At 58.7% G+C, this 25,310-nt stretch carries 28 protein-coding genes and 1 riboswitch; of the genes, 15 read left to right on the forward strand and 13 right to left on the reverse strand.

The window, feature by feature from the left end; genetic code table 11:
• A partial coding sequence (locus AAAB35_RS28055) for an SDR family NAD(P)-dependent oxidoreductase (RefSeq protein WP_340671642.1) occupies window positions 1-146 on the reverse strand: 146 nt, incomplete at its 3' end.
• Window positions 147-366: 220 nt separating this feature from the next.
• On the opposite strand from AAAB35_RS28055, the gene ispG reads away from it, so the two are divergent.
• On the forward strand, window positions 367-1,626 hold the full coding sequence (ispG, locus tag AAAB35_RS28060) for a flavodoxin-dependent (E)-4-hydroxy-3-methylbut-2-enyl-diphosphate synthase (protein ID WP_340671613.1): 1,260 nt from the start codon (window positions 367-369) through the stop codon (window positions 1,624-1,626).
• 21 nt (window positions 1,627-1,647) lie between these two features.
• Here the strand turns inward: ispG and AAAB35_RS28065 are convergent, their stop codons facing one another.
• On the reverse strand, window positions 1,648-2,565 hold the full coding sequence (locus tag AAAB35_RS28065; protein WP_340671643.1) for a polyprenyl synthetase family protein: 918 nt from the start codon (window positions 2,563-2,565) through the stop codon (window positions 1,648-1,650).
• Window positions 2,566-2,812: 247 nt separating this feature from the next.
• On the opposite strand from AAAB35_RS28065, the gene mtgA reads away from it, so the two are divergent.
• Together mtgA and rpmF are read left to right on the forward strand one after the other, a co-directional pair.
• Window positions 2,813-3,472: a monofunctional biosynthetic peptidoglycan transglycosylase gene (mtgA, locus tag AAAB35_RS28070; RefSeq protein ID WP_340671614.1), complete on the forward strand. Its 660-nt coding sequence runs from the start codon at window positions 2,813-2,815 to the stop codon at window positions 3,470-3,472.
• A 179-nt stretch (window positions 3,473-3,651) separates the two neighbouring features.
• A complete protein-coding gene (gene rpmF, locus AAAB35_RS28075) occupies window positions 3,652-3,834 on the forward strand; it encodes a 50S ribosomal protein L32 (protein ID WP_027231148.1) in 183 nt (60 codons plus the stop codon).
• Between the two features lie 67 nt (window positions 3,835-3,901).
• Here rpmF and AAAB35_RS28080 read toward each other — a convergent pair whose 3' ends face one another.
• From AAAB35_RS28080 to phaR, 5 genes are all read right to left on the reverse strand, one after another.
• Window positions 3,902-5,140: a DUF6596 domain-containing protein gene (locus AAAB35_RS28080; RefSeq protein WP_340671616.1), complete on the reverse strand. Its 1,239-nt coding sequence runs from the start codon at window positions 5,138-5,140 to the stop codon at window positions 3,902-3,904.
• A 6-nt stretch (window positions 5,141-5,146) separates the two neighbouring features.
• A complete protein-coding gene (locus tag AAAB35_RS28085; RefSeq protein WP_340671617.1) occupies window positions 5,147-5,500 on the reverse strand; it encodes a YciI family protein in 354 nt (117 codons plus the stop codon).
• A 99-nt stretch (window positions 5,501-5,599) separates the two neighbouring features.
• The gene (locus AAAB35_RS28090) at window positions 5,600-5,881 is read right to left on the reverse strand and encodes a cupin domain-containing protein (RefSeq protein WP_340671618.1); all 282 of its coding nucleotides are present in this window, start codon (window positions 5,879-5,881) and stop codon (window positions 5,600-5,602) included.
• 5 nt (window positions 5,882-5,886) lie between these two features.
• Complete coding sequence (locus AAAB35_RS28095; RefSeq protein ID WP_340671619.1) at window positions 5,887-6,324, reverse strand: heme-binding protein; 438 nt, start codon at window positions 6,322-6,324, stop codon at window positions 5,887-5,889.
• A gap of 84 nt (window positions 6,325-6,408) precedes the next feature.
• Window positions 6,409-7,014: a polyhydroxyalkanoate synthesis repressor PhaR gene (gene phaR, locus AAAB35_RS28100; RefSeq protein ID WP_340671620.1), complete on the reverse strand. Its 606-nt coding sequence runs from the start codon at window positions 7,012-7,014 to the stop codon at window positions 6,409-6,411.
• Window positions 7,015-7,274: 260 nt separating this feature from the next.
• Here phaR and AAAB35_RS28105 point away from each other — a divergent pair, with 260 nt between their 5' ends.
• The 6 genes from AAAB35_RS28105 to AAAB35_RS28130 all read left to right on the forward strand — a co-directional run bounded on the left by AAAB35_RS28105 (window position 7,275) and on the right by AAAB35_RS28130 (window position 14,966).
• Window positions 7,275-8,459, forward strand: coding sequence for an acetyl-CoA C-acetyltransferase (locus tag AAAB35_RS28105; protein ID WP_340671621.1), 1,185 nt, complete (start codon window positions 7,275-7,277; stop codon window positions 8,457-8,459).
• A gap of 118 nt (window positions 8,460-8,577) precedes the next feature.
• Window positions 8,578-9,303 carry a beta-ketoacyl-ACP reductase gene (locus tag AAAB35_RS28110; RefSeq protein WP_340671622.1) on the forward strand — a complete coding sequence of 242 codons (726 nt, stop codon included), beginning with the start codon at window positions 8,578-8,580 and terminating at the stop codon, window positions 9,301-9,303.
• Window positions 9,304-9,870: 567 nt separating this feature from the next.
• Window positions 9,871-12,969: a helicase-related protein gene (locus tag AAAB35_RS28115; protein WP_340671623.1), complete on the forward strand. Its 3,099-nt coding sequence runs from the start codon at window positions 9,871-9,873 to the stop codon at window positions 12,967-12,969.
• A 1-nt stretch (window position 12,970) separates the two neighbouring features.
• Window positions 12,971-13,369: an RNA-binding S4 domain-containing protein gene (locus tag AAAB35_RS28120; protein ID WP_340671624.1), complete on the forward strand. Its 399-nt coding sequence runs from the start codon at window positions 12,971-12,973 to the stop codon at window positions 13,367-13,369.
• 307 nt (window positions 13,370-13,676) lie between these two features.
• On the forward strand, window positions 13,677-14,015 hold the full coding sequence (gene fdxA, locus AAAB35_RS28125) for a ferredoxin FdxA (RefSeq protein ID WP_340671625.1): 339 nt from the start codon (window positions 13,677-13,679) through the stop codon (window positions 14,013-14,015).
• A 357-nt stretch (window positions 14,016-14,372) separates the two neighbouring features.
• Window positions 14,373-14,966, forward strand: coding sequence for a CarD family transcriptional regulator (locus tag AAAB35_RS28130; protein ID WP_340671626.1), 594 nt, complete (start codon window positions 14,373-14,375; stop codon window positions 14,964-14,966).
• A 52-nt stretch (window positions 14,967-15,018) separates the two neighbouring features.
• Here AAAB35_RS28130 and AAAB35_RS28135 read toward each other — a convergent pair whose 3' ends face one another.
• From AAAB35_RS28135 to thiB, 4 genes are all read right to left on the reverse strand, one after another.
• On the reverse strand, window positions 15,019-16,416 hold the full coding sequence (locus AAAB35_RS28135; RefSeq protein ID WP_340671644.1) for a M48 family metalloprotease: 1,398 nt from the start codon (window positions 16,414-16,416) through the stop codon (window positions 15,019-15,021).
• Window positions 16,417-16,650: 234 nt separating this feature from the next.
• Window positions 16,651-17,379, reverse strand: a complete 729-nt coding sequence (gene thiQ, locus AAAB35_RS28140) for a thiamine ABC transporter ATP-binding protein (protein WP_340671645.1) — start codon at window positions 17,377-17,379, stop codon at window positions 16,651-16,653.
• A gap of 16 nt (window positions 17,380-17,395) precedes the next feature.
• Complete coding sequence (gene thiP / locus AAAB35_RS28145) at window positions 17,396-19,027, reverse strand: thiamine/thiamine pyrophosphate ABC transporter permease (protein WP_340671627.1); 1,632 nt, start codon at window positions 19,025-19,027, stop codon at window positions 17,396-17,398.
• A gap of 6 nt (window positions 19,028-19,033) precedes the next feature.
• The gene (gene thiB / locus AAAB35_RS28150) at window positions 19,034-20,014 is read right to left on the reverse strand and encodes a thiamine ABC transporter substrate binding subunit (protein ID WP_340671646.1); all 981 of its coding nucleotides are present in this window, start codon (window positions 20,012-20,014) and stop codon (window positions 19,034-19,036) included.
• Between the two features lie 79 nt (window positions 20,015-20,093).
• A riboswitch (TPP riboswitch) is annotated at window positions 20,094-20,211 on the reverse strand.
• 377 nt (window positions 20,212-20,588) lie between these two features.
• Between thiB and AAAB35_RS28155 the strand changes: the two genes are divergently transcribed.
• The 6 genes from AAAB35_RS28155 to AAAB35_RS28180 all read left to right on the forward strand — a co-directional run bounded on the left by AAAB35_RS28155 (window position 20,589) and on the right by AAAB35_RS28180 (window position 24,409).
• On the forward strand, window positions 20,589-21,233 hold the full coding sequence (locus AAAB35_RS28155) for a thiamine diphosphokinase (RefSeq protein WP_340671628.1): 645 nt from the start codon (window positions 20,589-20,591) through the stop codon (window positions 21,231-21,233).
• 86 nt (window positions 21,234-21,319) lie between these two features.
• A complete protein-coding gene (locus AAAB35_RS28160; protein ID WP_340671629.1) occupies window positions 21,320-21,601 on the forward strand; it encodes a hypothetical protein in 282 nt (93 codons plus the stop codon).
• A 163-nt stretch (window positions 21,602-21,764) separates the two neighbouring features.
• Window positions 21,765-22,094 carry a glycine zipper 2TM domain-containing protein gene (locus tag AAAB35_RS28165; RefSeq protein WP_340671630.1) on the forward strand — a complete coding sequence of 110 codons (330 nt, stop codon included), beginning with the start codon at window positions 21,765-21,767 and terminating at the stop codon, window positions 22,092-22,094.
• Window positions 22,095-22,231: 137 nt separating this feature from the next.
• Entirely contained in the window at window positions 22,232-24,049 is a 1,818-nt protein-coding gene (locus AAAB35_RS28170) for an ATP-binding cassette domain-containing protein (protein WP_340671631.1), read from the forward strand.
• On the forward strand, window positions 23,997-24,287 hold the full coding sequence (locus tag AAAB35_RS28175; RefSeq protein ID WP_340671632.1) for an ATP-binding cassette domain-containing protein: 291 nt from the start codon (window positions 23,997-23,999) through the stop codon (window positions 24,285-24,287). Before AAAB35_RS28170 ends, AAAB35_RS28175 begins: the two co-directional genes overlap by 53 nt.
• Complete coding sequence (locus AAAB35_RS28180) at window positions 24,287-24,409, forward strand: hypothetical protein (protein ID WP_340671633.1); 123 nt, start codon at window positions 24,287-24,289, stop codon at window positions 24,407-24,409. Before AAAB35_RS28175 ends, AAAB35_RS28180 begins: the two co-directional genes overlap by 1 nt.
• Window positions 24,410-24,416: 7 nt before the next feature.
• Here the strand turns inward: AAAB35_RS28180 and AAAB35_RS28185 are convergent, their stop codons facing one another.
• A complete protein-coding gene (locus tag AAAB35_RS28185; protein WP_340671634.1) occupies window positions 24,417-24,782 on the reverse strand; it encodes a cell division protein ZapA in 366 nt (121 codons plus the stop codon).
• Between the two features lie 22 nt (window positions 24,783-24,804).
• Window positions 24,805-25,077: a DUF4164 domain-containing protein gene (locus tag AAAB35_RS28190; RefSeq protein ID WP_027231169.1), complete on the reverse strand. Its 273-nt coding sequence runs from the start codon at window positions 25,075-25,077 to the stop codon at window positions 24,805-24,807.
• Window positions 25,078-25,310: the final 233 nt, after the last annotated feature.

Below are 25,310 nucleotides of genomic sequence, written 5' to 3' on the forward strand. Positions count from 1 at the left end.
GCGATCTCCTTGGCAAGCGCATGGTCCTCAGCGCGATCAGTGAAAGAATTGATCACGACATTGTAGCCAGCAGCGGCGAGGGCGTGGGCAGAGCCGAGACCAATGCCGGAATTGGAACCTGTGACGACTGCGGTCTTTTTGGTCATGGCAATAGCTTCCTTTGATTTCGATCAACCACCGCCCCGCGGCCTCGGGAATATATTGCATCGCAGCAAAATTGCTAGGGCTGCAGCCTTGAGAGTTTGTCATGGAAGCTCTGCATTGAGCGGGTAGCATCGCGAGAGTCATTCTATTCGATCTGGAAAGGCTCTATGTGTTGACAAACAGCGATAGCTGCGCCACCTGATCGGCGATATCTGGAGCGTGATGATGTCTGACTATTATTCCGACCCCTTTCCCCGGCGCCCATCAGTTGGTGTTGATGTCGGCGGCGTAATGGTTGGCGGCGGCGCGCCGATTGTCGTTCAGTCCATGACCAATACGGATACTGCCGACGTCGACGGAACCGTGGCGCAGGTCGCAGCGCTTTCGCATGCCGGCTCGCAGATCGTGCGAATCACCGTTGATCGGGACGAATCCGCTGCAGCCGTCCCGAAAATCCGCGAACGTCTCGACCGGCTCGGTCTTTCGGTGCCGCTGGTCGGAGATTTTCATTATATCGGTCACAAACTTCTTGCCGATCATCCGGCCTGTGCGGAAGCGTTGGCAAAGTACCGCATAAATCCGGGAAATGTCGGCTTCAAGGAAAAGAAGGATGCGCAGTTCGGCGCCATTATCGAAATGGCGATCCGCTACAGCAAGCCCGTGCGCATCGGCGTCAACTGGGGGTCGCTAGATCAGGAACTCTTGACCACACTGATGGATAAGAACCACGCCGCAGGGGCACCGTTGACCGCCGAGCAGGTTACCCGGGAGGCAATCGTCCAGTCAGCCCTGATCTCGGCTCAGCTTGCCGAAGAGATCGGCCTCGCGCGCTCGAAGATCATCCTGTCGGCCAAGGTCAGCCAGGTACAGGATCTCATTGCCGTCTACGCCGAACTCGCGCGGCGCACCGATCACGCCCTGCATCTTGGCCTCACGGAAGCCGGCATGGGCTCGAAGGGCATCGTCGCATCCTCAGCTTCGCTTGGGATTTTGCTGCAGCAGGGCATCGGTGATACCATCCGCATTTCGCTTACTCCGGCACCTGGCGGCGACCGTACCCAAGAGGTACAGGTGGCGCAGGAGTTGCTGCAGACCATGGGTTTTCGCCAGTTCATTCCCATCGTTGCAGCTTGCCCAGGCTGTGGGCGCACGACGTCGACAGTGTTTCAGGAACTGGCACAATCGATCCAGAGCGACATCCGCAAGAATATGCCGATCTGGCGCGACAAGTATCCCGGAGTCGAGTCGCTCAACGTTGCGGTCATGGGGTGCATCGTCAATGGACCCGGCGAGTCCAAGATGGCCGATATAGGCATTTCCTTGCCGGGAACAGGCGAAACGCCATCGGCTCCGGTATTTGTCGACGGCAAAAAGGTAGCGACCCTGCGCGGTGCCGGAATTGCTGAAGACTTCCAGAAAATGGTCGCCGACTATATCGAGGACCGTTTCGGTCAAGGCGCCGGATCACACGCGGCCGAATGAAGCCATCGGGGCGAGAACGAGCTAGCTACGCCGCTCTGCTATGAAACGTGCGGCATCCTTCAATAGAGCCGCCTTGGGGCCGAACGGCGAAAGAAGTTCCTCCGCCTGGGCGACCAGGCCAGCGAGTTGACGCTTTGTCCACTCGATACCGTGCAAGGAAACCAGCGTCGCCTTGCCCGCAGCGGCGTCCTTGCCGGTCGCCTTGCCCATATGGCGGGCATCGGCGGTCACATCCAGGAGGTCGTCCGCCAGTTGAAAGGCAAGGCCGATCGCCGAGCCATATTCCGCCAGCCGCTCGCGGTCCTTGTGATCGGCATTGCCGATAATTGCCCCCGCTTCGCAGGCGAAACGAATGAGCGCGCCGGTCTTCATGGCCTGCAGGCGAATAATACCATCCTCATCCGGCTTGACGGTCTCTGCTTCGAGATCGAGCGCCTGACCACCCGTCATGCCGCCAATGCCCGCTGCTCGCGCCAATTGCCTGATCAAGGCAATGCGGGCGCTGGGATCAAGCTCGGTTGCATCATCGGCGATGAGTTCGAATGCGTAGGTGAGGAGGCTGTCGCCGGCGAGAATTGCTGCCGCTTCGTCGAATTTGCGATGTACCGTCGGCTGGCCCCGACGCAGGTCATCGTCGTCCATCGCTGGCAAATCGTCGTGAACGAGCGAATAGCTGTGAATGCACTCGAGCGCGGCAGCGACGCGGAGAGCCGCAAGGTTGTCCGCACCAAATATTGCTGCGCTTTCCATTACCAGGAACGGGCGCAACCGCTTGCCGCCATTGAGCACGCCATGCCGCATAGCCGCCATGAGCCTCGACGGGCGGCCGATCTCACCGCTGCGCGATCGATCCGAGAGCAATTCGGAAAGCAACGCCTCGACCGCGGCGGCACGTTGCTGCAAGGTAATCTCAAACAATGAAAACCCGTGATCCGTCATCATGATCAGCCAATGACCGAAAAATTGCCCACCGGTCAATGGGGCACGCGGCGGCAGCGACCAATTTCCTGCCCCGCCGCGTGTGGATAATGCAAAAAATCGCAGAATGAATTCCCTTCCGCAGCGCTTTGCTCTATGTCCAAGTGGAGTTTTAGCGCGGACGGACTGAGTGACGAGGGTTTTGGTCAAAAACAAACGGGGGAGAGGTTATCTGGTTAATCCCGGTCGTTCGCCCTTTGGCCGGGTGATGCGGTACGCCGTCCTTGCCGGCGTCGTTCTCATCATGCTGCCGCTCGTTCTCCTCAGCCTGTACCGCCTACCATTCGTGCACCCGGTTTCGACACTAATGGTCAAGGACCTCGTGACGTTTTCGGGCTATGACCGGCGCTGGGTGCCGATCGAGCAAATCTCGCCGGTGCTGATCAATTCGGTCATGATGTCCGAGGATGCCCGATTTTGCTTTCATTCGGGTGTCGACTGGGACGCGCTGAATTCCGTTGTTTCCGATGCGATCGATGGCGAGCAGACACGCGGTGCCTCGACAATCACCATGCAGACGGCCAAGAACCTTTTCCTCTGGACCAGCCGCTCCTTCGTCCGCAAGGGCCTTGAAGTGCCGCTCGCGATGCTCACAGACCTTATCCTGCCGAAGCGGCGCCTTATGGAAATCTATTTGAACATCGCGGAATGGGGACCCGGCATCTATGGCGTCGAAGCGGCGGCGCAACACCATTTCAACACGAGCGCAGCCAAGCTTTCACCGCGTCAGGCAGCCTACCTCGCAGTGACATTGCCCAATCCAATCGTCCGTAATCCGGCAAAGCCGGGACGCGGCATGCAGACGCTTGCACGGCTCAACGAGCGCCGCGCTCGCGGCGCGGGTGCTTATATCGGCTGCGTGAAGTAGGCTTGGGTCTGGCGCGAAATCCGCTAGTGATTGCCCTTGCGACAAAAAATATGCGAGTCCTGCTGGTCAAAAGCTCTCAAGCCGTGTATAGCCCCACCCGAACTTTCCGGAATTTTGTCCATTGTGACAGGCTCAATCGGGCCAGTGCCGGATTTTGACTGATTACTGGAGTTGGAACAATGGCTGTACCTAAACGAAAAACTTCCCCGTCGAAGCGCGGCATGCGCCGTTCCGCTGACGCACTGACGGCCCCGACCTATGTCGAAGACAAGAATTCCGGTGAACTGCGCCGTCCGCATCACGTCGATCTCAAGACCGGCATGTATCGCGGTCGCCAGGTGCTGACGCCGAAGGAAGGCTGATCGCCTCTTCGATACGTTTGAACGAAAAGACCGGCCTTGCGCCGGTCTTTTTTGTTTGGCGGCATGTTCATCGTAGCAATGTCTGCCGTCGTCGCTCCAGAAATTCGCGCATTGCTGGAATGTCGCAGAGGCCAATCGCGCGATCGTAAGCTGATCGCGCTTCACCTTCGCGCCCAAGTGACGCCAGCAAATGCGCCGCAACTGCCCAATAGGGTTGGTAACTTTTCGCTGCGTCACTGGGAATGCTCTCAAGCAGATTCAAACCAAGCGCCGCGCCGCGCGCCTCGGCAACGGCCGCAGCCCTGCTGACGAGGGCTCCGATCATCGGCGCATGGAGGATGAGGCCTTCATGAAGCAGGGCAATCTCTTCCCAATCGACTGTCCCCGTCCGCCTTCGCTGCGCGTGAACCGACTGAATGGCCGCTTCAAGCTGAAAGCGACCAACACGGCGGGACAGCGCAGCCGACCGCAATAGCTGCTCAGCTTCCTCGATCATCGCCTGCGACCAAAGGGCGGTGTCCTGCTCCATCAGGGGAATATAGTTGCCCGCGACGCCGCGCCGGGCGGTTCGCCGCGATTCACAATAGAGCATAAGCGCCAACAGGCCGCGCACTTCGGGTTCGTCGGGCATGAACCCGAGAAGCAGGCGGCAGAGTTCCATCGCCTCGAACTCGAGCCCCCTGCTACGTGGATGGTCGCCCGCGACATCATCCCAACCGCTGCCATACGCTGCGTAAACTGCTTCGATGACAGCATTTAGCCGCTTGGGCAGGTCCTCAGCCATGGGCACGTCGAACTCCATCCCGGCGTCGCGGATCTTTCGCTTTGCGCGGGCTAGGCGTTGGCCCATGGCGGCGGGTTGCACGAGAAATGCCGAACCAATGCGCGCGGCATCAAGGCCAAGCAAGGTCTGCAGCATGAGCGGCGTACGCGCGGTTCGTTCGATCGCGGGGTGGGCGCATATGAAGAGCAGTTTCAATCGCTCATCGGGAAACGACAGTGCGGTATCGGCCGTCGCGTAAGCCTCGTCAGCAATCGCGAGAAGTGTCGGTACCGCTGCAGCCCTGACGCGAGCGCGGCGCGCAGCGTCGGACAGGCGATTTTGCGCCACCGCAAGCAGCCACGCATCGGGCTTGTCCGGGATGCCTTTGCCAGGCCAGGTTTCCAGGGCGGAGGCGAAAGCATCGGCAAGTGCGTCTTCCGCCGCAGTCAAGTCACGCGAACGCGCCGCCAGAAACACGACGAGCCGGCCATAGGAATGGCGCGCCGCCATCTCGACGACGCGGCGCGTATCCTCTTCTTCCATATCGAGTCACATTGGGATGTTTGGCCGAACCTCGACGACACCGCCCGCCACGGCAGCGGGGGATCGAGCCGCCCAGCTAAGCGCCGTGTCCAGATCCGGCACATTGATTATGTAGAATCCGCCGAGCTGTTCCTTGGTATCGGCATAGGGTCCGTCCTGAACCAGCGGCTGACCATCCCGCAACTTTATCGTGGTCGCCGTCTCAGGCGCCTGAAGCCCGCTGCCAGTGACCATGATGCCCGCCTCCCTGAGGACTTGCGAGTAAGCCATCCATCCTGCGACGTAGGCTTGCTGCCTCGAAGGGTCTGTCCGCGCCGCATATGCATCTCGTGTTTCGTAGGCCAAAATCGTATAGTTCATGGCTGTTCCTTTCCGGTTATAGCGCAAAAGACATGCGCCCGATGCAATGACGGCTCACCACAACGCATTTTGACATGAACAACGGTTTTTTCTCGGGTCTTATTTCAGCTCGATCTCGATGAAGGCATATTCACCGTCATTGGTATTGATGACGTCGTGTTCGACCCCCTCGGGCCGAAAATAGGGAACGCCCTTCTTCATGTCCGCGAATGACTCGCCATCCTTGGTCAGGAGCTTGACCCGTCCGTCCATCATCGGCACGACGACATAGTCGTGACCGTGCCGATGCCAACCCGTATTCTCGCCCGGCGCGAACCGGTACTCGGTAACGACAACGCGCGCATTGTCGATGAAGACGGTTGCCTTGGCTGATCCGGTCATGCCGCTCAGCCTTGCCCGCCATCGGCGACGAGGCCTGCGGCCTCTACGCCCGCGATTGCTGCCGTCTCGTCATTGTCGGATGTGTCCCCGCTGATACCGACTGCACCGAGTATCTCACCCTTGGCGTTCTTTACGAGGACCCCGCCCGCAACCGGGATAACGCGCCCGCCGGAAGCTGCGACGAGTCCTTCCATGAAATGCGGGCGGTCCTTGGCAAATTTCTCCACCGCTCGCGATCCCGCGCCGATGGCAAGAGCGCCGTAGGCTTTGCCGAAGGCGATTTCGAAGCGCAGCATCGATGAGCCGTCCTGCTTCTGAAAGGCCTTGAGGTGGCCGCCTGCGTCGAGCACGGCAATCGAAAGCGGTCGCATTCCGGCCTGAGTGCCTTTTGCCAATGCGCCCTTGATGATCGAGTTTGCCTTCGAAAGTGTGATCTGCGCCATGATGTTCTCTCTGCAATGTGATGTTCAATGAAACAGACGCGACTCCCAAGTGGGAGCGGACGGATGTGATGGTAACGCTGGTCGCTATTTGTCGAGCGAGTCGAGTTTGCGCTGCATTGCGGCAATCTGTTCCTTCAATTCGTCGAGGCCGCTATCCTTCGCCGGCTTTTCCGATGGCGTGGTCTCGTCGGCCTGTGCCGGACCCTGTCCCAGTGGGAATGGCGTGAACATGCGCATCGCATTCTGCAGCATTTCTGTATTGCGCCGCACTTGCTCCTCGACAAGCTTGATCGGGGCGCTGACATTCATCATGTCCATCGGTGTCTTGCCGAAGGCGGCCGTGATTTGCTCGCGCATGCGCTCCTGTTCCTTCGCGAAAGCCTGCATGGATTGTTCAAGGAATGTCGGGAGCACAACCTGCATCTGGTCGCCGTAATAGGCGATCAACTGGCGAAGGAACGGGATCGGCAGCATGTTCTGCCCATCCTTGTTCTCGAGTTCAAAGATGATCTGTGTCAGCACCGAATGCGTAATATCCTCGCCCGTCTTCGCATCCTGTACAGTAAAGTCCTCGTTGCGCTTCACCATTTCGGCCAGGTCTTCGAGCGTCACATAAGTGCTCGTGCCGGTATTGTAGAGACGCCGATTGGCATATTTCTTGATCACGACGTCGCCAGTTTTTCCTGCCATTGCTCAACTCCCCAACCTCGTGCCCTCCGCCGAATTTACGTGCCGGCTTACGGATCAAGGCCGAAGGATAGGGGTAAAGCGCTCCAATTCAAAGAGAATTGTGCAGCGCATCCAACGCGATGCGACGAAGATCATGCTGCGTTGCACCAATGGATAATTTGGCCTTGGGCACAAATGGGCTTGTCAAACGATGGCGGGAAGGGAATTCTGTCCGGGAAGTGTGCTGCACAGTCCAGCATGACAAATTTGAGGAGACGTCCATGACCCAATCGATCGTCATTGCCAGTGCAGCGCGTACCGCCGTCGGATCGTTCAACGGCGCGTTCGCGAATACCCCAGCCCATGAACTCGGCGCTGCCGTCATCAAGGAAGTACTGGCGCGGGCCGGCGTCGAGGCTGCAGATGTGGATGAAGTCATCCTCGGTCAGGTACTCACCGCCGGCGAGGGACAGAATCCCGCTCGTCAGGCCGCAATTGCCGCGGGGATCCCTCAGGAGGCCACGGCCTGGAGCCTCAATCAGGTATGCGGCTCGGGCCTCCGTGCCGTGGCGCTCGGCATGCAGCAGATCGCAACGGGGGACGCCAGCATTATCGTGGCCGGCGGGCAGGAGTCGATGTCGTTGAGCCCGCACTGCGCGCATCTCCGCGCCGGCGTGAAGATGGGCGACTACAAAATGATCGATACCATGATCAAGGATGGCCTGACCGATGCGTTCCATGGCTATCACATGGGCATTACCGCGGAGAACATCGCCCGCAAATGGCAATTGACACGCGAGGAACAGGACAGTTTCGCTCTTGCATCGCAGAACAAGGCGGAAGCGGCGCAGAAAGCCGGGAAATTCAAGGACGAGATCGTTCCCTTCACGATCAAGACCCGTAAGGGCGACGTGGTTGTAACCGATGATGAATACATCCGTCATGGCGCCACCATCGATGCCTTGACCAAGCTGAAGCCCGCCTTCGACAAGGACGGCACGGTTACAGCAGGCAATGCATCGGGGCTCAACGATGGAGCAGCCGCTGTGGTGCTGATGACGGAGGAAGAAGCCAATCGCCGTGGTATCAAGCCGCTAGCCCGCATCGCATCCTGGGCTACGGCCGGTGTCGATCCGGCAATCATGGGAACCGGGCCGATCCCCGCCTCGCGCAAAGCACTCGAGAAGGCTGGCTGGAAGCCGGAGGACCTTGATCTCGTCGAGGCCAACGAGGCCTTCGCCGCGCAGGCTTGCGCAGTGAACAAGGATCTCGGCTTCAATCCCGATATCGTCAATGTCAATGGCGGTGCTATCGCGATCGGCCATCCCATCGGCGCATCGGGTGCGCGTATCCTCAACACGCTGCTTTACGAATTGAAGCGTCGCAACGGCACGAAGGGCCTCGCAACGCTTTGCATCGGCGGTGGCATGGGCGTTGCGCTCTGCGTCGAGCGCATCAAGGATTGATCATTTGAACCGGCTTGATCGGATCGAGCCGGTTTCGCCACCTAAATATTGGAGGTTGCGATCGGCGTTATCAATATCGAAATGCGCTTGATGGAAATGCGATTAAGGGAGGGCGACAATGACAAAAACAGCAATCGTAACGGGTGGAACACGAGGTATCGGCGCGGCCATTTGCGTGGCGCTCAAAGCGGCCGGTTATAATGTTGCGGCAAATTATGCCGGCAACGACGAGGCGGCGAAGAAATTCAGCAAGGAAACGGGGATACGGACCTATAAGTGGGATGTGTCCAACTACGAGGAATGCGCCTCGGGCATAGCCAAGATCGAGGCCGACCTCGGTCCGGTAGCAGTGCTGGTCAACAATGCCGGCATTACGCGCGATGCAATGTTCCATAAGATGACACCGGCCCAATGGAACGACGTGATCAATACCAATCTGACGGGTCTCTTTAATATGACCCACCCAGCCTGGAACGGTATGCGCGACCGCAAGTTCGGCCGGGTGATCAACATATCGTCAATCAATGGTCAGAAGGGTCAGGCTGGACAATCCAACTACTCAGCGTCAAAGGCAGGCGACATTGGCTTTACCAAAGCCCTGGCCCAGGAGGGTGCGCGCGCCGGAATCACGGTCAACGCCATCTGCCCCGGCTATATTGGAACTGAGATGGTGCGCGCGATCGATGAAAAGGTGCTCAACGAGCGCATAATTCCGCAAATTCCAGTCGGCCGCCTTGGCGAGCCCGAGGAGGTTGCGCGCTGCGTGGTGTTCCTGGCATCCGACGATGCCGGCTTCATTACCGGTTCCACGATTTCCGCAAACGGCGGGCAATATTTCAGTTGATCCTTTGGGTTCGGTGTCTCGCGGACATAACCGCGGGACACCCAAGTCGAGCCAACGGTTGCTGAATCTTGTCCTAATCGTGCGCCCGGCAACGCGGGAACAAACCGCGAAACAATCCATGGCGGGGTCGATGGCGAGCGATGCTTCCCGGAATGAGAATGCAAGGGCAGCATAGTCATGATTGACCGCACTCATACTAACTAAGTATCTAAAAATACTGTATTTTTTACGCGATTAAGTGGCGCGTGGCGTCGTTGTTGCTTTAATGTGGACAGGCGGAGGTTTAAGCCGAGCTGCAAAAGGTGATTCAGCATTTAGCTGGACTCCTATTGGAAAAATCTACATATTGCCGTGAACAAATCAGGAATCTCATCCCAGAGCCGATTCGTAGCTGATTCGTTCTTCTCGCGTTCTATTTCCTAATGGAAGACTCCGTGAATCGGTTCATGATTGTTTATCCGGCCGCCCCCGCATACTTTCTGTCGGACGTTGAAAGTGCTACGCGGAAAGCATGCCCGGCTACTCACTCACCTTATGGGCCTTAGTGCCGGTATTGGAATGTAATTGATGAACCTTATGCCCACTCCCGAACTTCCCCTCATCCTGACGGGCCGTGATGTTACGGCCGTACTCGGACCGACAAACACGGGAAAGACGCATCTCGCCATTGAACGCATGCTGGCGCACCAGACCGGGATGATTGGCTTGCCGCTCAGGCTCCTCGCGCGCGAGGTCTACAACAGGGTGGTCCAAAGGGTCGGCGTGACAAACGTCGCGCTCATCACCGGTGAGGAAAAGATCAATCCGGTAGGGGCCCGCTATGCGGTCTGCACAGTGGAGGCCATGCCGCGCCAGACCGACATGGACTTCGTCGCCATCGACGAGGTCCAACTCGCCAATGACCTCGAGCGTGGGCACATTTTCACGGACCGTATCCTGCACCTGCGCGGCCGCCAAGAAACATTGCTGCTCGGCGCCGCGACCATGCGCGGCATCCTTGAAAAGCTTTTGCGCGGCATTTCCGTCGTCACGCGGCCGAGACTGTCCAACCTGGCCTATGCGGGATCGAAGAAGATCACCCGACTGCCGCCGCGAACCGCGGTGGTGGCGTTCGCCGCCGAGGAAGTCTACGCGATCGCCGAACTCATACGGCGACAGAATGGCGGCGCAGCAGTAGTCATGGGCGCCTTGAGCCCGAGGACACGAAATGCGCAGGTCGAAATCTACCAGTCAGGCGACGTCGATTATCTGGTCGCGACCGATGCGATAGGCATGGGTCTTAACCTCGATGTCGACCATGTCGCCTTCGCCCAGGATCGGAAGTTCGACGGCTATCAGTTCCGCAACCTTTCGTCGGCAGAGATTGGTCAGATCGCAGGGCGTGCCGGGCGGCACTTGCGTGATGGCACTTTTGGCGTCACCGGCGCAATTTCCGGGTTTTCCGATGAACTGGTGCAACTCGTCGAGTCCCATACGTTCGATCCGGTCAAGATATTGCAGTGGCGGACCGCCCGCTTCGATTATTCGAGCATTAACGCGCTCAAACGTTCGATCGAGACGCCGGCACCGATCGAAGGGTTGACGCGCGCGCTCCCGGCTGTGGACCAGCAGGCGCTCGAGTTTCTCTCTGCCGACCCCGACGTTGCGCCGCTTGCCAATACGCCTGAACGCGTCGCCCTGCTATGGGATGCCTGCGCGCTGCCCGACTACCGGAAGATCGCGCCGGCGCAGCATGCGGACATCATCGCGTCGGTGTATACCGATCTCGTCGAATTCGGACATGTCAACGAGAACTACATGGCCGAGGAGGTGCGCAGGGCCGATTCCACAGATGGGGATATTGACGCTCTTTCGCGGCGGATCGCCCAGATCAGAACGTGGACTTTTGTGTCGCACAGGCCCGGATGGCTGGCAGATCCGACACATTGGCAAGAAAAGACGCGTGAAATTGAGGACAGATTATCCGATGCACTGCATGAACGGTTGACGAAACGCTTCGTAGACCGCAGGACAAGCGTGCTTATGAGGCGCCTGAGAGAGAATACAATGCTAGAAGCTGAAATCAGCCCTGCCGGGGACGTCGTTGTCGAAGGGCACCATGTTGGACGTCTGGACGGCTTCCGTTTCACAACGGACGCACAGGTCGAGGGAACAGATGCCAAAGCTGTCCGGGCGGCAGCGCAAAAAGCCTTGGCTGCGGAGTTCGAAAACCGTGCAGAGCGCTTTGCCGCTTCCGCCAATGGCGACTTCGCGCTGGGGTCGGACGGGACGCTGCGCTGGATCGGTGCGCCAATTGCATCGGTGGTACCTGGCGAACAGGCGCTTAAGCCGCGTGCCATATTGTTGGCGGATGAGCAGTTGACCGGACCGGCGCGCGAAAAGGTTGCCGCGCGAGTCGATCGTTTCCTCGCCCACTATATCGAGACGGTCTTGAAGCCACTGGTTGATCTTGCCAATGCCGACGCGCTTGTCGGTATCACCAAGGGACTTGCCTTCCAGCTCGTCGAAAACTTCGGTGTCCTGCAACGCCGTGACGTGGCCGAGGATGTGCGCGGTCTCGATCAGGAATCGCGCGCTGCACTCCGCAGGCTCGGGGTCCGGTTTGGCGCCTATCACGTTTTCCTGCCGCTGTTGCTGAAACCAGCGCCCGCTGGTCTGTTGACATTGCTTTGGGCGCTCAAGGAAGATGCCAAGGATCGTCCGGGCTACGGTGATGTCGTGCAAGTGCTTGCGGCGGGCCGCACCTCGGTCGTCACCGATCCGGGTTTTGATCCTGCCTTCTACCGCCTTGCCGGCTACCGGCTCCTCGGTCGCCGTGCTGTGCGTATCGATATTCTTGAGCGCCTCGCCGACCTCATTCGTCCGGCACTCGCCTGGAAGCCTGGAACGGGGACCCGTCCGGACGGCGCTTACGATGGTACGCGCTTCGTCGTCACCCCGGCCATGATGTCGATCCTCGGTGCAACTGCCGACGATATGGAGGAGATCCTCAAGAACCTCGGCTATCGCCCGGAGGCGACGGAAGCCGCGACTGTTGCCGCAAAGCTCGTCGAACTTGATGCGCTCGAAGCGCCGGCACCGGCACAGGAGACGGCTCCAGTCGCGAAGGAAAGCACGGCCGAAACAACGGCCGAGTCTGCCCCATCTGATGTCGCCTCGCCTGCGCCAACCGCATCCGAAGATGCACAGGTGGTGAAGACGGAACCTGCCGAAACGGCAGAACCCATAGCCGACACCAGCGTGCCTGCGGAAATGCTTGAGGCGGCAGCGGTGGAAGATGCTGCGCCGGCCGTACCTGAAGAAGCGCCGAAGCCCATTCTTTTGTGGCGGCAGGCCCGTTTCGATGGCCGTGGCAATCGTGGCAACCAGGAAAAGCGGGGCAACGCCCGTGGCGGAGAAGCCCGCGGCAATAATCAGGCCGAGCAGCGCGCACCGCGGCCCGCCAGCAACGAGAACGCACGAACCGACCGGAATGATCGCAAGGAACACTTCCGCGGCAAGGGCAAGCCTGGCGGCAATGACCGCTTCAAGAACGAAGGCGGCAAGCCTAACAACGGCAAGCCGCAGCATAGCAAGCGCCCGGAGCGCGAGGAACGTCCAGTCAAGATCGACATGGATTCGCCCTTCGCCAAGTTGCTCGCTTTGAAGGAGCAACTGAAAAAATAGGATGTCGGACCGCCAACGCATCGACAAGTGGCTGTTCTTCGCGCGGGTTGTCAAATCCCGCTCCCTGGCAGCAAAACTTGTCTCTGCGGGCGGCGTTCGCGTCAACAAGGACAAGGTCGACCAGCCGTCCTATGGCGTGAAGCAAGGGGATGTTCTGACCATTGCGCTCGATCGGCGCATCCTCGTCTATAAAGTGCTCGATGTCGGAAAAAGACGCGGCCCGGCCGAAGAAGCGCGAACGCTCTATGAGGATATGTCACCGCCGCCGGTGCCAAAAGGCGAGGTCAGCAAGCTCGACCTGTTGCCGCAACGAGACGCCGGCAGCGGGCGCCCCACAAAGCGAGAGCGGCGACAGGTCGACCGCCTGATGAACGGCGCGGATGACAATTCCGACGATTGATGGGCACTGCGACAAGCAAAGTCGAAATAATCTCCACAAATGGCCGCTCAGCTAAAATATTATTCCTCGATATGCAGTAGCAAGAGGTGATGGTTGCTTGTTGCCGGGTCGGTGTGGTGCGATGAAGGGCTGCACGCGTACTTCGATATCGCGCTTGGTTAAGTGTAGCGGAGCTCGTCGCCGCTGCTTAGACATGGTGCCGGGCGCGTTCTGGTGCCGCAGCCGATTTTCCCCTCTTGTCAGGCCGGTGCCAAATCGTTACCTCAACCCCTGACACGCTGATCGCGGTGTCTTCAGGAGCCTGCAAATGACTTACGTTGTGACCGATAACTGCATCCGCTGCAAATACATGGATTGCGTTGAGGTCTGTCCGGTCGATTGTTTCTACGAAGGCGACAACATGCTCGTCATTCATCCGGACGAGTGCATCGATTGCGGCGTATGCGAGCCTGAATGCCCGGCCGAAGCGATCAAGCCCGACACAGAACCTGGCCTTGACAGCTGGCTGCAGCTTAACGCTGAATATGCGGAAAAGTGGCCGAACATTTCGCAAAAGCGCGATGCGCCTGCCGACGCCAAGGAAATGGACGGTGTTGAAGGCAAATTCGAAAAATACTTTTCACCGGAGCCGGGTGAGGGCGATTGAAATCGTTTCCGAATCCTGACTTCGCTAGACTTGATTTGCTGCAATTTTCAAGTCTTGTATTTTGACTGTTTTTGAGCAACTGCAGCAAAAAGTTGATTCTAATCACTTTTCATGTTATGGTTCCGCGATATGTTGATCATTGGACGTCAATTTCGTGGCGCTAAAGCATAAATCACCAATCGGCTAGATTTTTTTCGGACCTAACAGTTCAGGGTATGGTTATTCGTGTGCCAAGCCCTCTGGTTCGTCCGAATTGCTTTTGCGTGAAAATATTGACGGCCGACAGACCGGTTTCCGGGTCCAGTGATTGGTTTAGCCGGTGCGTTTTGCCGGGCGCAACAAGGAGTTATTAAGCGAATGACAGCAGTTCAGCAGAAGAAAGCCGCCCAACGTATTGGATTTAAGACGGGTGAATTTATTGTTTATCCGGCCCATGGTGTAGGCCAGATCGTTAATATTGAAGAACAGGAAGTTGCAGGCCACAAGCTAGAACTCTTTGTCATCGATTTCCAGAAAGACAAGATGCGATTGAAGGTACCGGTTGCCAAGGCGACTGCAATAGGCATGCGCAAGCTGTCCGAGACCGACTATGTCGATCGTGCATTGAAGGTTGTCCAGGGCCGCGCTCGTATCAAGCGCACCATGTGGTCGCGCCGTGCGCAGGAATATGATGCAAAGATCAATTCCGGCGACCTTATCTCCATCTCGGAAGTTGTGCGCGATCTTTTCCGCGCAGACAACCAGCCGGAACAGTCCTATTCGGAACGCCAGTTGTACGAAGCTGCACTCGACCGCATGGCGCGTGAAATTTCCGCCGTCAACAAGATGTCGGAGACCGAAGCTGTCCGCTTGATCGAAGTCAATCTCGCCAAAGGCCCGAAACGCGGCGTCAAGGCGGAAGAGGCCGATGCCGACATCTCCATCGAGGACGAGCAGGAAGAAGCCGCGTAGGCTGGTCTTCAGTTATTAGAAAAAAGCCCGGCAGTGCCGGGCTTTTTTATTGTCATTCGCTGATGATCTTGACTTTGTCACCGACGGAAACCCCGCCGCCAGGCGGCAGCGCATTGATCAGGCGGAAGAGATCGAGCTTACGGTCCGTTCCCATGATCTGATTGGAAAGGCTCGTCAGGTTATCGCCGGGCTTGGCGGTAACCACGCGAATGCGAAGCGGCTTGATGCTTGCCTTCTCCTGAGGCGTCAGCAAGCGGAAGCTTTGGATGACGGTCTGCGATGCCGGGTTGAGGGCCGCACTGCCTGCCGGCGCCGCCGTCAGGAAACGATAGATGCGGTTTCCTGCATTGACGACGAATATGTCAAACTCCCAGCGGTCGGCCCGCGCTTTCGCGGCAGCGGCCGGCATTCCATTGAACGTTGTCGCGGTGACGCTCGCATTGTCGAGCCCGGTGACCCAACCACTGCGCATATAGTCAGTCATGGACGGATTGCCGGAGACCTGTGTTCCATCGAAGCGTATAGCAACCTCGCCCGGCCCGGTCGCCATCACCGCGTCAGCACTGTTGTCGATGACGAAACCTTCAGGAACGGTAAAGCTTACGCCAAGCAGCGGATGAACGAAGCTGCGGCCCCTGACATAGCCTTCCTCGGGCGTATCGCCATAGAGGATGCCGTCGATACCCTGCAGGAAGGAATCGCGATCTGTGGTACCAACGCCAGGCGCCCCCACACGGCGGGCATGCCCGCGGGCAAGCTCGATACGCTGGGGAGCGGAGGGGTGGCTCGCCAAGAAGTCGAGGCTCGCATCGGTGGCGCCCGAGACGCTGCGGAAATCCGCATAGGAAGCCATCGATTGCAGGAAACGGGCCGCCGCAAATGGATCATAGCCGGCCTCGCCGATCATCTTGATGCCGATGGCGTCGGCCTGCAGTTCCTGATTGCGCGAAAACTGCGCCATGCGAAGCTTGCCGCGGATCAGTGCCTCACGACCGGCGCTGTCGTCCTGGAGTACCTCCGAGACGACCCGGCCGGCGATCTGCGCCTCCTGCTCGCGCTGCTGGCGCTCGATACCATGGTTAGCGATGACATGGCCCATCTCATGAGCGATCACGGCGGCGAGTTCCGCGCTGTCGTTTGCAAGCGCAAGCAGGCCGCGCGTTACGTAGAGATAGCCACCGGGCAGAGCAAACGCATTGATATTTGGCGAGTTCAGAATAGTGATGCGGTAGGTATGGGTCGGATTGTCCGATACGGTCGTCAGGTTGCCGACGACTTTTGCCACCATTCGCTCGAGCTTCGCGTCCTTGTACTCGCCGCCATAGGTCGCGAGAATGCGCGGATGCTGTTCGGCGCTCAGCTTTGCCAACCGATCGTTCTTGCTGACATTGTCGACAGTCACAGGGTTGGAGGACGGCCCAAGGGCGTCCTCCTTGGTCACATTCAGCATCTGACAACCCGACAGGAAGGCAAGCAGCAGCGTAGCCGACGCAAGATTCCTGCGGCGGCTGGCGGGATGGAACCATCCGTGACTTGTTGGCAGATCGTGCGGACCCAGAATCATATCCTCTTGTCATCGCGCAGCCGAAGACTCGCGTACCCGTCTTTCTTGCTATCCCGATGAACAGTCATGAGCAAGAATTTCATGGGTTTTTCTTAAAGAAGCCAAGGCGTCGAAAATATGTCAAAGGTCAGAGTCTTTCGAACCGAGGTATTTGCGCAACAGCGGTGGACCTTGGTCGGACAGCAACTTTTGCGCCGGGCCGATGGCCGCGATCCTGCCATTGTCGAGAAAGACCAGCGTCGAAGGAACGCGCAGCGCGTCGTGTGGGTGATGGGTCACCATCACAACCGTCATGCCGGTTTCACGCTGCAAGGTTTCGACGAGCTCAAGCATTTCATGGCGAAGTGCCGGGCCCAGCGAAGCGAAGGCCTCGTCAAGCAAAAGCACCGGCCGATTGCGCACGAGCGCCCGGGCAATAGCGACGCGCTGGCGTTCGCCGCCAGACAGTGCTTCCGGCTTGCGCCGTTCCTTGCCGGCGAGACCGACCTTGCGGATCGCCTCCGCGACGTCGACGCGGTCGGCTTCATCAAGCCGCAAATCCGGCCTGCGGCCAAGTCCGACATTGGCCGAGACGTCGAGATGGGCAAAGAGGTTGTTTTCCTGAAAGACCATGGAGACAGGACGCTCGGCAGGCGCCGCATGGGTCACGTCCTTGCCGTCAATGAGAACGCGTCCGGACTTTGCCGGTTCGAAACCGGCGATAAGGTTGAGCAGCGTCGACTTTCCCGACCCGCTCGGACCGATGATGGTGACGACGGAGGAGGGCTCGACAGCAAGATCGAAATGCATAGCCATTTCGCCGTAATCGAAATCCACCGACTCGAGGCGGATCGCGGCGCCATGACGCAGCGCCTTGTCGGAGCGCTCAGTCATCCGTGCGCACCTCGCGTTTTGCCAAGCGATTGGCGCCTCTGTCGGCGAAGATCATCAGCAACAGGCACAGACAACCGAGGATCAGCGCAAGTCCGGCTGCATCTTCGGTCCGATAGCTACCCATGCGCTGCAGCAGGAGATAGGGCAAAGTCTGGACCGCGTTGTTGCCGAAAAGGGCAATCGTTCCAAGATCGCCGAGCGAGAGTGCCATGGCGAAGGCAAAGGCAATCCACAGCGGGTGTCGCAATACCGGCCAATCGATCAGGCGAAAACGGTCCCAGCCTGCAATGCCGAGTTGAGCGCAGAGCTGGTTGTGGCGGCTCGCTGGCGTGTCCCAGGCTGGACGGAGGATACGAAAGGCAAACGGGATCGCCATCGCCGCATTGACGCTGACGACCATGATCGGTGCAAGACTGAAAGGGTCGACAACGTGGCGCGAAAGAATGAACCATCCGGCTCCGATCACGATGGGGGGAACCACCATGATGAGGCTTGCACCGAGGTCGAGCGAGCGTTCGAAAATGCCGGGTGCCCCGTAGCGCCGACGGGCCGCAACATTCTCGCGGGCCATGACCAGAGCCAGTGAAACGGTGACAGCCAGAAGACCCGCGGCCCCGCCAAGACCGAGACTTGTGAGAATTGCCCGCCATACCTGGCTTTCTCGGAGGAGGCGCGAAAGGTCGGCCGCAAGCCCGGAGACGACCGTTCCAGCCATGGGCAGGCCAACGAAAAGCACGCCGGCAAGAATGAGAAGCCCATCTCGCGATTTCGCCCCTAGCGACGGCCTGTCGAAGCGGCGCGCCATTGTGCGCAGACTGAACCCTTCCTCGGCGGGGCGACCCGCCATGCCGAGGAGGGTGAGAACCGCAACCGTTAGGCCCAGTTGCAAGAGAGTCAGCGATACGGCGCGGGCGATATCGAAGTCGAAGTGCAGCGCCTGGTAGATCGCCACTTCCAGCGTGGTGGCGCGGGGCCCGCCGCCGAGCGTGAGCACGATCGTAAAGGAGGTGATGCACAGCATGAAGATCAGTCCGGCAATGCCCGAAAGATTGCGCCTTATCACCGGCCATTCGATAAGGCGAAGTTGCGACCATGTCCGCATGCCGAGTTGCGCGGATAGTTTCCAATAGTCGGCCGGAATGGAATCAAGGCTGGCGAGAATAAACCGCGTTGCAAGCGGCAGGTTAAAGAAAACATGGGCAAGCAGTATGCCGGGGAGGCCATATATATTGGGTACGGCCTCCGATCCGGTTTGTGCGAGAAGGGTCGCGAACAGTCCGTTTCGCCCATAGATGCTGGTGATGCCGAGCACCGCAACCAGCGCCGGTAGAGCGAGGGGCAAGGCGAAGAGCCGCAGGATCATGGCGCGTCCCGGAAAATCCGGGTTGGCATGCAAGGCGCGGGCTAGCGGTATGGCAAAGGCGATGGAGAGTACCGTGGACAGCAATGCTTGCAGCAAGGTGAAGCGTGCGACGCGCCAGAGATAGCTGTCGAATGCCGCAAAACCCTCGGTATTGCCGCGCAGCGCTTCGCTGAGGAGACCAAGCAGTGCTCCGCCCGCCAGCACCGCGAGGAAGGCCAGCGCGAGCGCCCCGGCCATCGCTTTGAACGAGCGGTCGGTCATCAACGCCTACATGCTCATCGACGCAAGCCATTCGTCGATCCAGGCCTTGCGGTTCTTTGCAACTTCTTCCGAAGTGAACATCAGCGTTTCTGCAGGCTTCACCAGCGTGTCGAAAGCAGCGTTGAGAGGAGCGCTTGTCTTGGCGGCCGGGAACATCCAATTGTTTTCGGGAATGGCATCCTGGAACGCCGGAGACGTCATGAAGGCCAGGAACTCTTTGGAAAGAGGATTCTTTGCTCCGTTCGTCGTCTGACCTGCGACTTCGACCTGCAGATAGTGACCCTCAGTGAACGACGCTGCCTTGTATCGCTCGGTCTTCTCGGCGATCTGGTGATAGGCAGGCGATGTCGTATAGGAAAGGACCATGGGCGCTTCGCCCTTGGTGAAGAGGCCATAAGCTTCCGACCAGCCAGGCGTGACGGTCAAAACGCGGTCTTTTAGTTTCATCCAGGCTTCGCCCGCCTTGTCGCCATAAACGGATTTCACCCAGAGAAGCAGCCCGAGGCCAGGCGTCGATGTGCGCGGGTCCTCGATGACGATCTTCTGTTTCGGATCACCTTCGACGAGGTCCTTCAGGCTTGATGGCGGGTTCGCCAGCTTCTCGGTGTCGTAGATGACGGCGAAATAACCGTAGTCGAATGGAACGAACCTATCATCCGTGAAACCTGCCGGAATCGATACGGCGCTGGTGTCGATGCCATGTGGTGCGAAAAGCCCGGTCGTGGCTGCTTCATAGGTAAGGTTCGTATCGAGACCAAGAACGATGTCGGCCTTGGTTGAGGCGCCTTCGAGCTTCAACCGGTTGAGCAAGGCAACGCCGTCGGTGACGGCAACGAAGTCGATAGTGCACTTGCACTGCTTTTCAAAAGCCTCCTTCACCTTCGGGCCGGGGCCCCACTCGGCCGTGAAGCTTTCATAGGTATAGATCGTCAGCTTGCCTGCGGCCGTTGCTTCCGTCGAAGCACCAAGTGCCAATGCACCGATCATGAGTGCAGATTGCAAGAAAGTCGTTATCGGCCGCATCAGCGCCTCCTAAGGTTGGTTTTCAAAAGGATTGATGCGCTGGCCGGTCGCCGCGTCTAATCCCTCCGCCGGTACAAACCGGATCAGGTTCCGCGGGTTGGCAGGAATTCACCTTACGCCTCTCAGCCTGCCATTCATGGTAGGCACCCCGTTAGAGCGTTGCAAAGATTAGAGAAAAAGAGCGGGCCGCGCAAGCGGATTGCCTCTTTGGCGTCATGTGATGACCGTAGTTGCCTGGGCTTGTTAATCCGCGCTGATTAACCCGGATTTGTGTGCAGCCAATCGCCTGGTGATTTGCTAAGCTGCAGTCAGAAAAATAAAAAGACTAGGGGGCAGAAATGTTTGAACTCACAGACGGAGCCATGTTGGTGGTCATCGCCATCGCTACGGCTATCGGGGCCTACATATTCTACGGAATATCGCTCGTTCAGCTATCAGGATTTTAAGCGACCACGCTCGATCCCAGGGTCAACCCAGATCCCAAACCTCATATTGAACGACGCTAGGCGGCAGCAGTGCCACGTGCTATGGCCGCGTCATGATCAAATTTGTCATCCTTCTTGGCGGAACCGTCCACGTCAATGATCGCCTGAGGCATTTGGTCGCCGGCGCGCGTGTCCTTGCGGCCGACGGAGGCATTGCCCACGCCGAACCCCTCGGCCTCGAGCCCGAACTCTGGCTTGGCGATTTCGATTCAACCTCTCCCGAGCTTGATCGACGCTATGCGCATGTGCCGCGATCGGTTTTTCCCGCGGCCAAGGACATGACGGACGGCGAATTGGCCCTCAATGAAGCCTATCGCCTTGGCGCCACCGAAGTCATCTTGTGCGGGGCGTTTGGCGGCGCGCGTACGGATCACACGCTGTTGCATCTTACCATGGCAACGGCCCATGCGGCGGAGGGCCGCAAGCTCGTCCTGTCGAGTGGCGACGAGGAAGCGCATCCGCTGGTTGCGGGCTCGTATAGGTTTGATTTCCCCGAAAATATGCTATTCAGCATTGTTGCATTTTCGCCATTGCACGGGCTTTTTATTGAAGGTGCGCGTTGGCCTTTGGAAAATATGGAACTTTCTTTTGGCTCATCACTTACTGTTTCGAATTCGGTATGTGGAACGCTCCGTGTATCGCTCGATTCAGGTAAGGCAATCCTGATTGCTGCCTTGCAACCGGCCACCGGCTTGTAAAAATGAGTGCGGGATGCAATTGTTGCAGGACAGCATTGGGGACGCAAGCTGTTGAAATTTGGTTCTAACAACAGGAGAGGTCTTCCATGTTGAAAAGTTTGTCCACGATTGCAGTCGCCGGACTCCTGGCGTTTTCGGCCGCCGGGTGCACTACTGCTGATCAGCGCGTCGCCGGCTACGGCGTCGGCGGTGCGGCATTAGGTGCATTGGCCGGTGGCGCAATCAATGGTGGCAAGGGCGCCCTTGCAGGTGCTGCAATCGGCGGCGCCGGCGGTGCCTTGGTTGGTGCTGCCACCAACAACAATAGCAACCGTTATTGCACCTACGAGAATCGTTACGGCCAGCGCTATCAGGCCCCGTGCCGTTAATCGGCCAGAAATATCATGAAAACAGGCCGGGGTTTCCCGGCCTGTTTTTTTAGTAACGGAAGCTCACATTTGTTTTGTGGAAATGGGCGCGCGAATAACTTTCTTCTGCCGCATTGACGCAGCAGGGTCCGCCGCCATCTGATTAGGATTGAAAGGATTTGTCATGAAGTTTCGTCTAGCCGCGATAGCGGCATCCGCACTGCTGGCCGTCTCTGTTGCCGGTTGTTCAACGAGCGAGCAAAACGTACGTGGGGGGACGGGCGCCCTGATTGGCGGTGGCTTGGGTGCGATTGCCGGACAGGCACTGGGGCATGACACGAAAAGTACCGTTGTCGGTGCGGCAGGCGGTGCATTGCTCGGTGCCGCGATCGGAACTGTAACGACGCCGCAGGGCCAGACTCAGAACCTCTGCCGCTACCAGCGGCGTGACGGTTCTATCTACACGGCGCCGTGCGAAGGCAGCGGTGGCGGCGCCTACGGCGGGGGATACTGATTCCCACCCGCATGATCGAACACGCAGGCCGGATAATTTTCCGGCCTGTTTTATTTGACAGAGCCAAGTTTCTCGCCGACAAGGCCATGCGCCGGGGCCGATCCCGGTTTGTTTACTATTGCTGGATCTGAAATTTCATGGCCCCACCGCTGCTTCGTCTCGACCAGATCGCGCTGACATTCGGCGGCACTCCGCTCTTGAGTGATGCCGCCATCTCGGTCAGCGAGGGGGACCGCATTGCCCTTGTCGGCCGCAATGGTTCGGGGAAATCGACGTTGTTGAAAATCGCTGCGGGCTTCATTGCGCCGACCGATGGGGAGGTGTTCAAGCACCCCGGCGTGACGGTGCGCTATCTCGCACAGGCGCCTGACATGGATGGTTTTGCCACCGTTCATGACTATGTGGAAGCGGGGCTCGGGCCTGCCGATGATCACTACCGCGTCGGCTATCTGCTCGAACATCTCGGGCTCACCGGCGCTGAAAGGCCAGAAAATCTTTCGGGCGGCGAAACGCGCCGTGCCGCGCTCGCCAAGGTGCTCGCGCCGCAGCCGGATATTCTTCTCCTCGACGAGCCGACCAACCACCTCGATCTTACGACGATCGAATGGCTGGAAGGCGAACTTCGCCAGATGCGTTCGGCCCTGGTGGTCATTTCGCACGACAGGCGTTTTCTCGAAAATGTCAGCCGTTCGACGATCTGGCTCGATCGCGGCGTCACGCGACGGCTCGAACAGGGATTTGCTGCCTTCGAGGAGTGGCGCGACAAGGTCCTCGAAGAAGAGGAGCGCGACCTCCACAAGCTCGGGCGACAGATCGTGCGCGAGGAGCATTGGCTGCGCTATGGCGTGACGGCACGGCGCAAGCGCAATATGCGTCGCCTTGGTGAATTGCAGACAATGCGCAGCGAATTCCGCAATCACCGGCGCGCGCAGGGAACGGCTGTCCTCAAGGCAAGCGATGCCAGGGAATCCGGCAAGCTTGTGATCGAGGCCGAACATCTATCGAAGGCCTATGGCGACAATGTCCTTGTCAATGATTTCTCCACGCGCATCCAGCGCGGCAATTGCGTTGGCTTCGTAGGTCCGAACGGCGCCGGCAAGACCACGCTCCTCTCGCTGCTCACCGGCCAGCTTGGGCCGGATAGCGGCACGTTGAAGCTTGGCACAAATCTCGAGATCGCTGTCCTCGACCAGAGACGCGACAGCCTCAATCTGGAGCAGACGCTGTCGGATTATCTGACGGATGGGCGCGGCGAGAACGTCATCGTCAATGGCGAGCAACGCCATGTCGCCTCGTACATGAAGGACTTCCTGTTCCAGCCGGAACAATTGCGGACGCCGATCCGGGAACTTTCCGGTGGCGAGCGGGCACGGCTGATGCTGGCACGGGTGCTTGCGCGGCCGGCGAACCTTCTTGTCCTCGACGAGCCGACCAACGACCTCGATATGGAGACGCTCGATCTCCTGCAGGAACTGGTCGCGGGTTTTCCTGGTACCGTGCTCCTCGTCAGCCATGACCGCGATTTTCTCGACCGGACGGTCACGTCGGTGATTGCGCCGGAGGGCAACGGACGCTGGCTCGAATACGCCGGCGGCTATACGGACATGCTGGCGCAGCGCAAGGAAGCTCTGGCCACGCGCAAGGAGATCAAGGGCGCAAAGGCATCAACGTCGACCAATGCAATCGTGGAGAAGACTGCGCCGGCCCGCGAAGAAAAGCGCAAGCTTTCCTACAAGCAGAAGTTCGCGCTTGAAACTCTGCCCGCCAAGATAGAGACGCTGCACACGGAAATTGCTGCGCTCGAGAAGAAGCTCGCCGACCCGGAACTGTTCGCCAGGAATGCAACCCTGTTCAACAAGACCGTCGATGACATTGCCAAAAAGCGGCAAAACCTTGAGGCGCATGAGCACGAATGGCTCGAACTCGAAATGCTGCGCGAAGAGATCGAAGGGTGATTTCCGGCCGCTCGATCAGGAACGACTGGCGCAGGGGGAAGTCAACGCCGCCATCGGCGAGTTCATCGCCGGGCTTCCCGATGGCTTTGCAACGGTGGTCGGCGAGCGTGGCTTGAAACTGTCTGTTGGCGAGCGCCAGCGCGTCGCCATTGCCCGCGCACTTTGTGCGGGTCCGAAATTGCTGCTCCTCGACGAAGCCAGCTCTGCATGGGACGAGGGGGCACGGAGGCCGACATAGTGGAAGGGCTGCGGCGACTGAAGGATAACGTAACGATTATCGCCATCACGCACCGCACGAAGATGATCCGTACCGAGCACCGTCTGGTCAGGCTCGTTGATGGCGCAGCATTCGTGTCGTAACGCGGAGCTAATTCGCCTTTGGCGCGAGCTTGGTTGTAAGCGTCTCGATACGGTTCGTCACTTCGGAGAGGGCGCCGGTAATGGCGGCATCGTTTTTGTCGGCGCGCATCAGCGCCTCGTCGCGGCTCTTGCGCAGCGCCTCGGTTTCATTGTCAAGCCCCTTTACCCGCATCTGCAGTTCGTTGAACTCGTCCATTACCATGATGCCCGCCATCACGGTCAGGCGCAGGTCGCCAATCTCGCCGAAGGAGGATTTGAGGTGCGTCACGTAACGGTCGAACCGTTCGGCCAACCCGGTCAGGTGTTGTTCCTGGCCTTCGTCGCAAGCCATGCGGTAGGCCTTGCCATCGATCGTAACGGTTATTGTGGCCATGGCGTGCTCTCCCTTTAGCCTTTCAGCGGTCCAGAACGGTGCGGATGGATTCCATCGCAGCCACGAGACGACGCGAAACCTCCTTGTTTGCCGCTTCCAGACGTTCGGCACGCCCCTCGGACGCATCGAGTTCCTGGGCAAGCTTGCGCCGGTCCATATTCATGCGCTGGACCTCTTCTTCGGCTTCAGCGAAATCGCCCTCGTGCTCCAATCGCATGTCCACCGCATCCTCGAGGGCAGCCAGAGCTTTTCCCAATCGTTCAAGGACCTGTTTGAGGGTGGCTTCCGATGCCATTTTCGTTTCCCCTTATGTGTCACCCTTTTAGCGAATCGCAAAAAGAAGAACAGCTTATGCACCGGAGTCTAGAGGTTGCATGAACGTTGCGTCAATCAATCCACGCTGTCATCGTTCAGTCATGCACTGATAATCGAACCGCCGGGCCAACCAAGGCCGATCAAATTTTGTCGCGAGCCGTGACAAACCCCGAGATTCGGCGCAATCAAATGGGCCAATATTGCCTTGGTGAC

This window comes from Phyllobacterium sp., assembly GCF_037994425.1.
Taxonomy (GTDB): Bacteria; Pseudomonadota; Alphaproteobacteria; order Rhizobiales; family Rhizobiaceae; genus Phyllobacterium.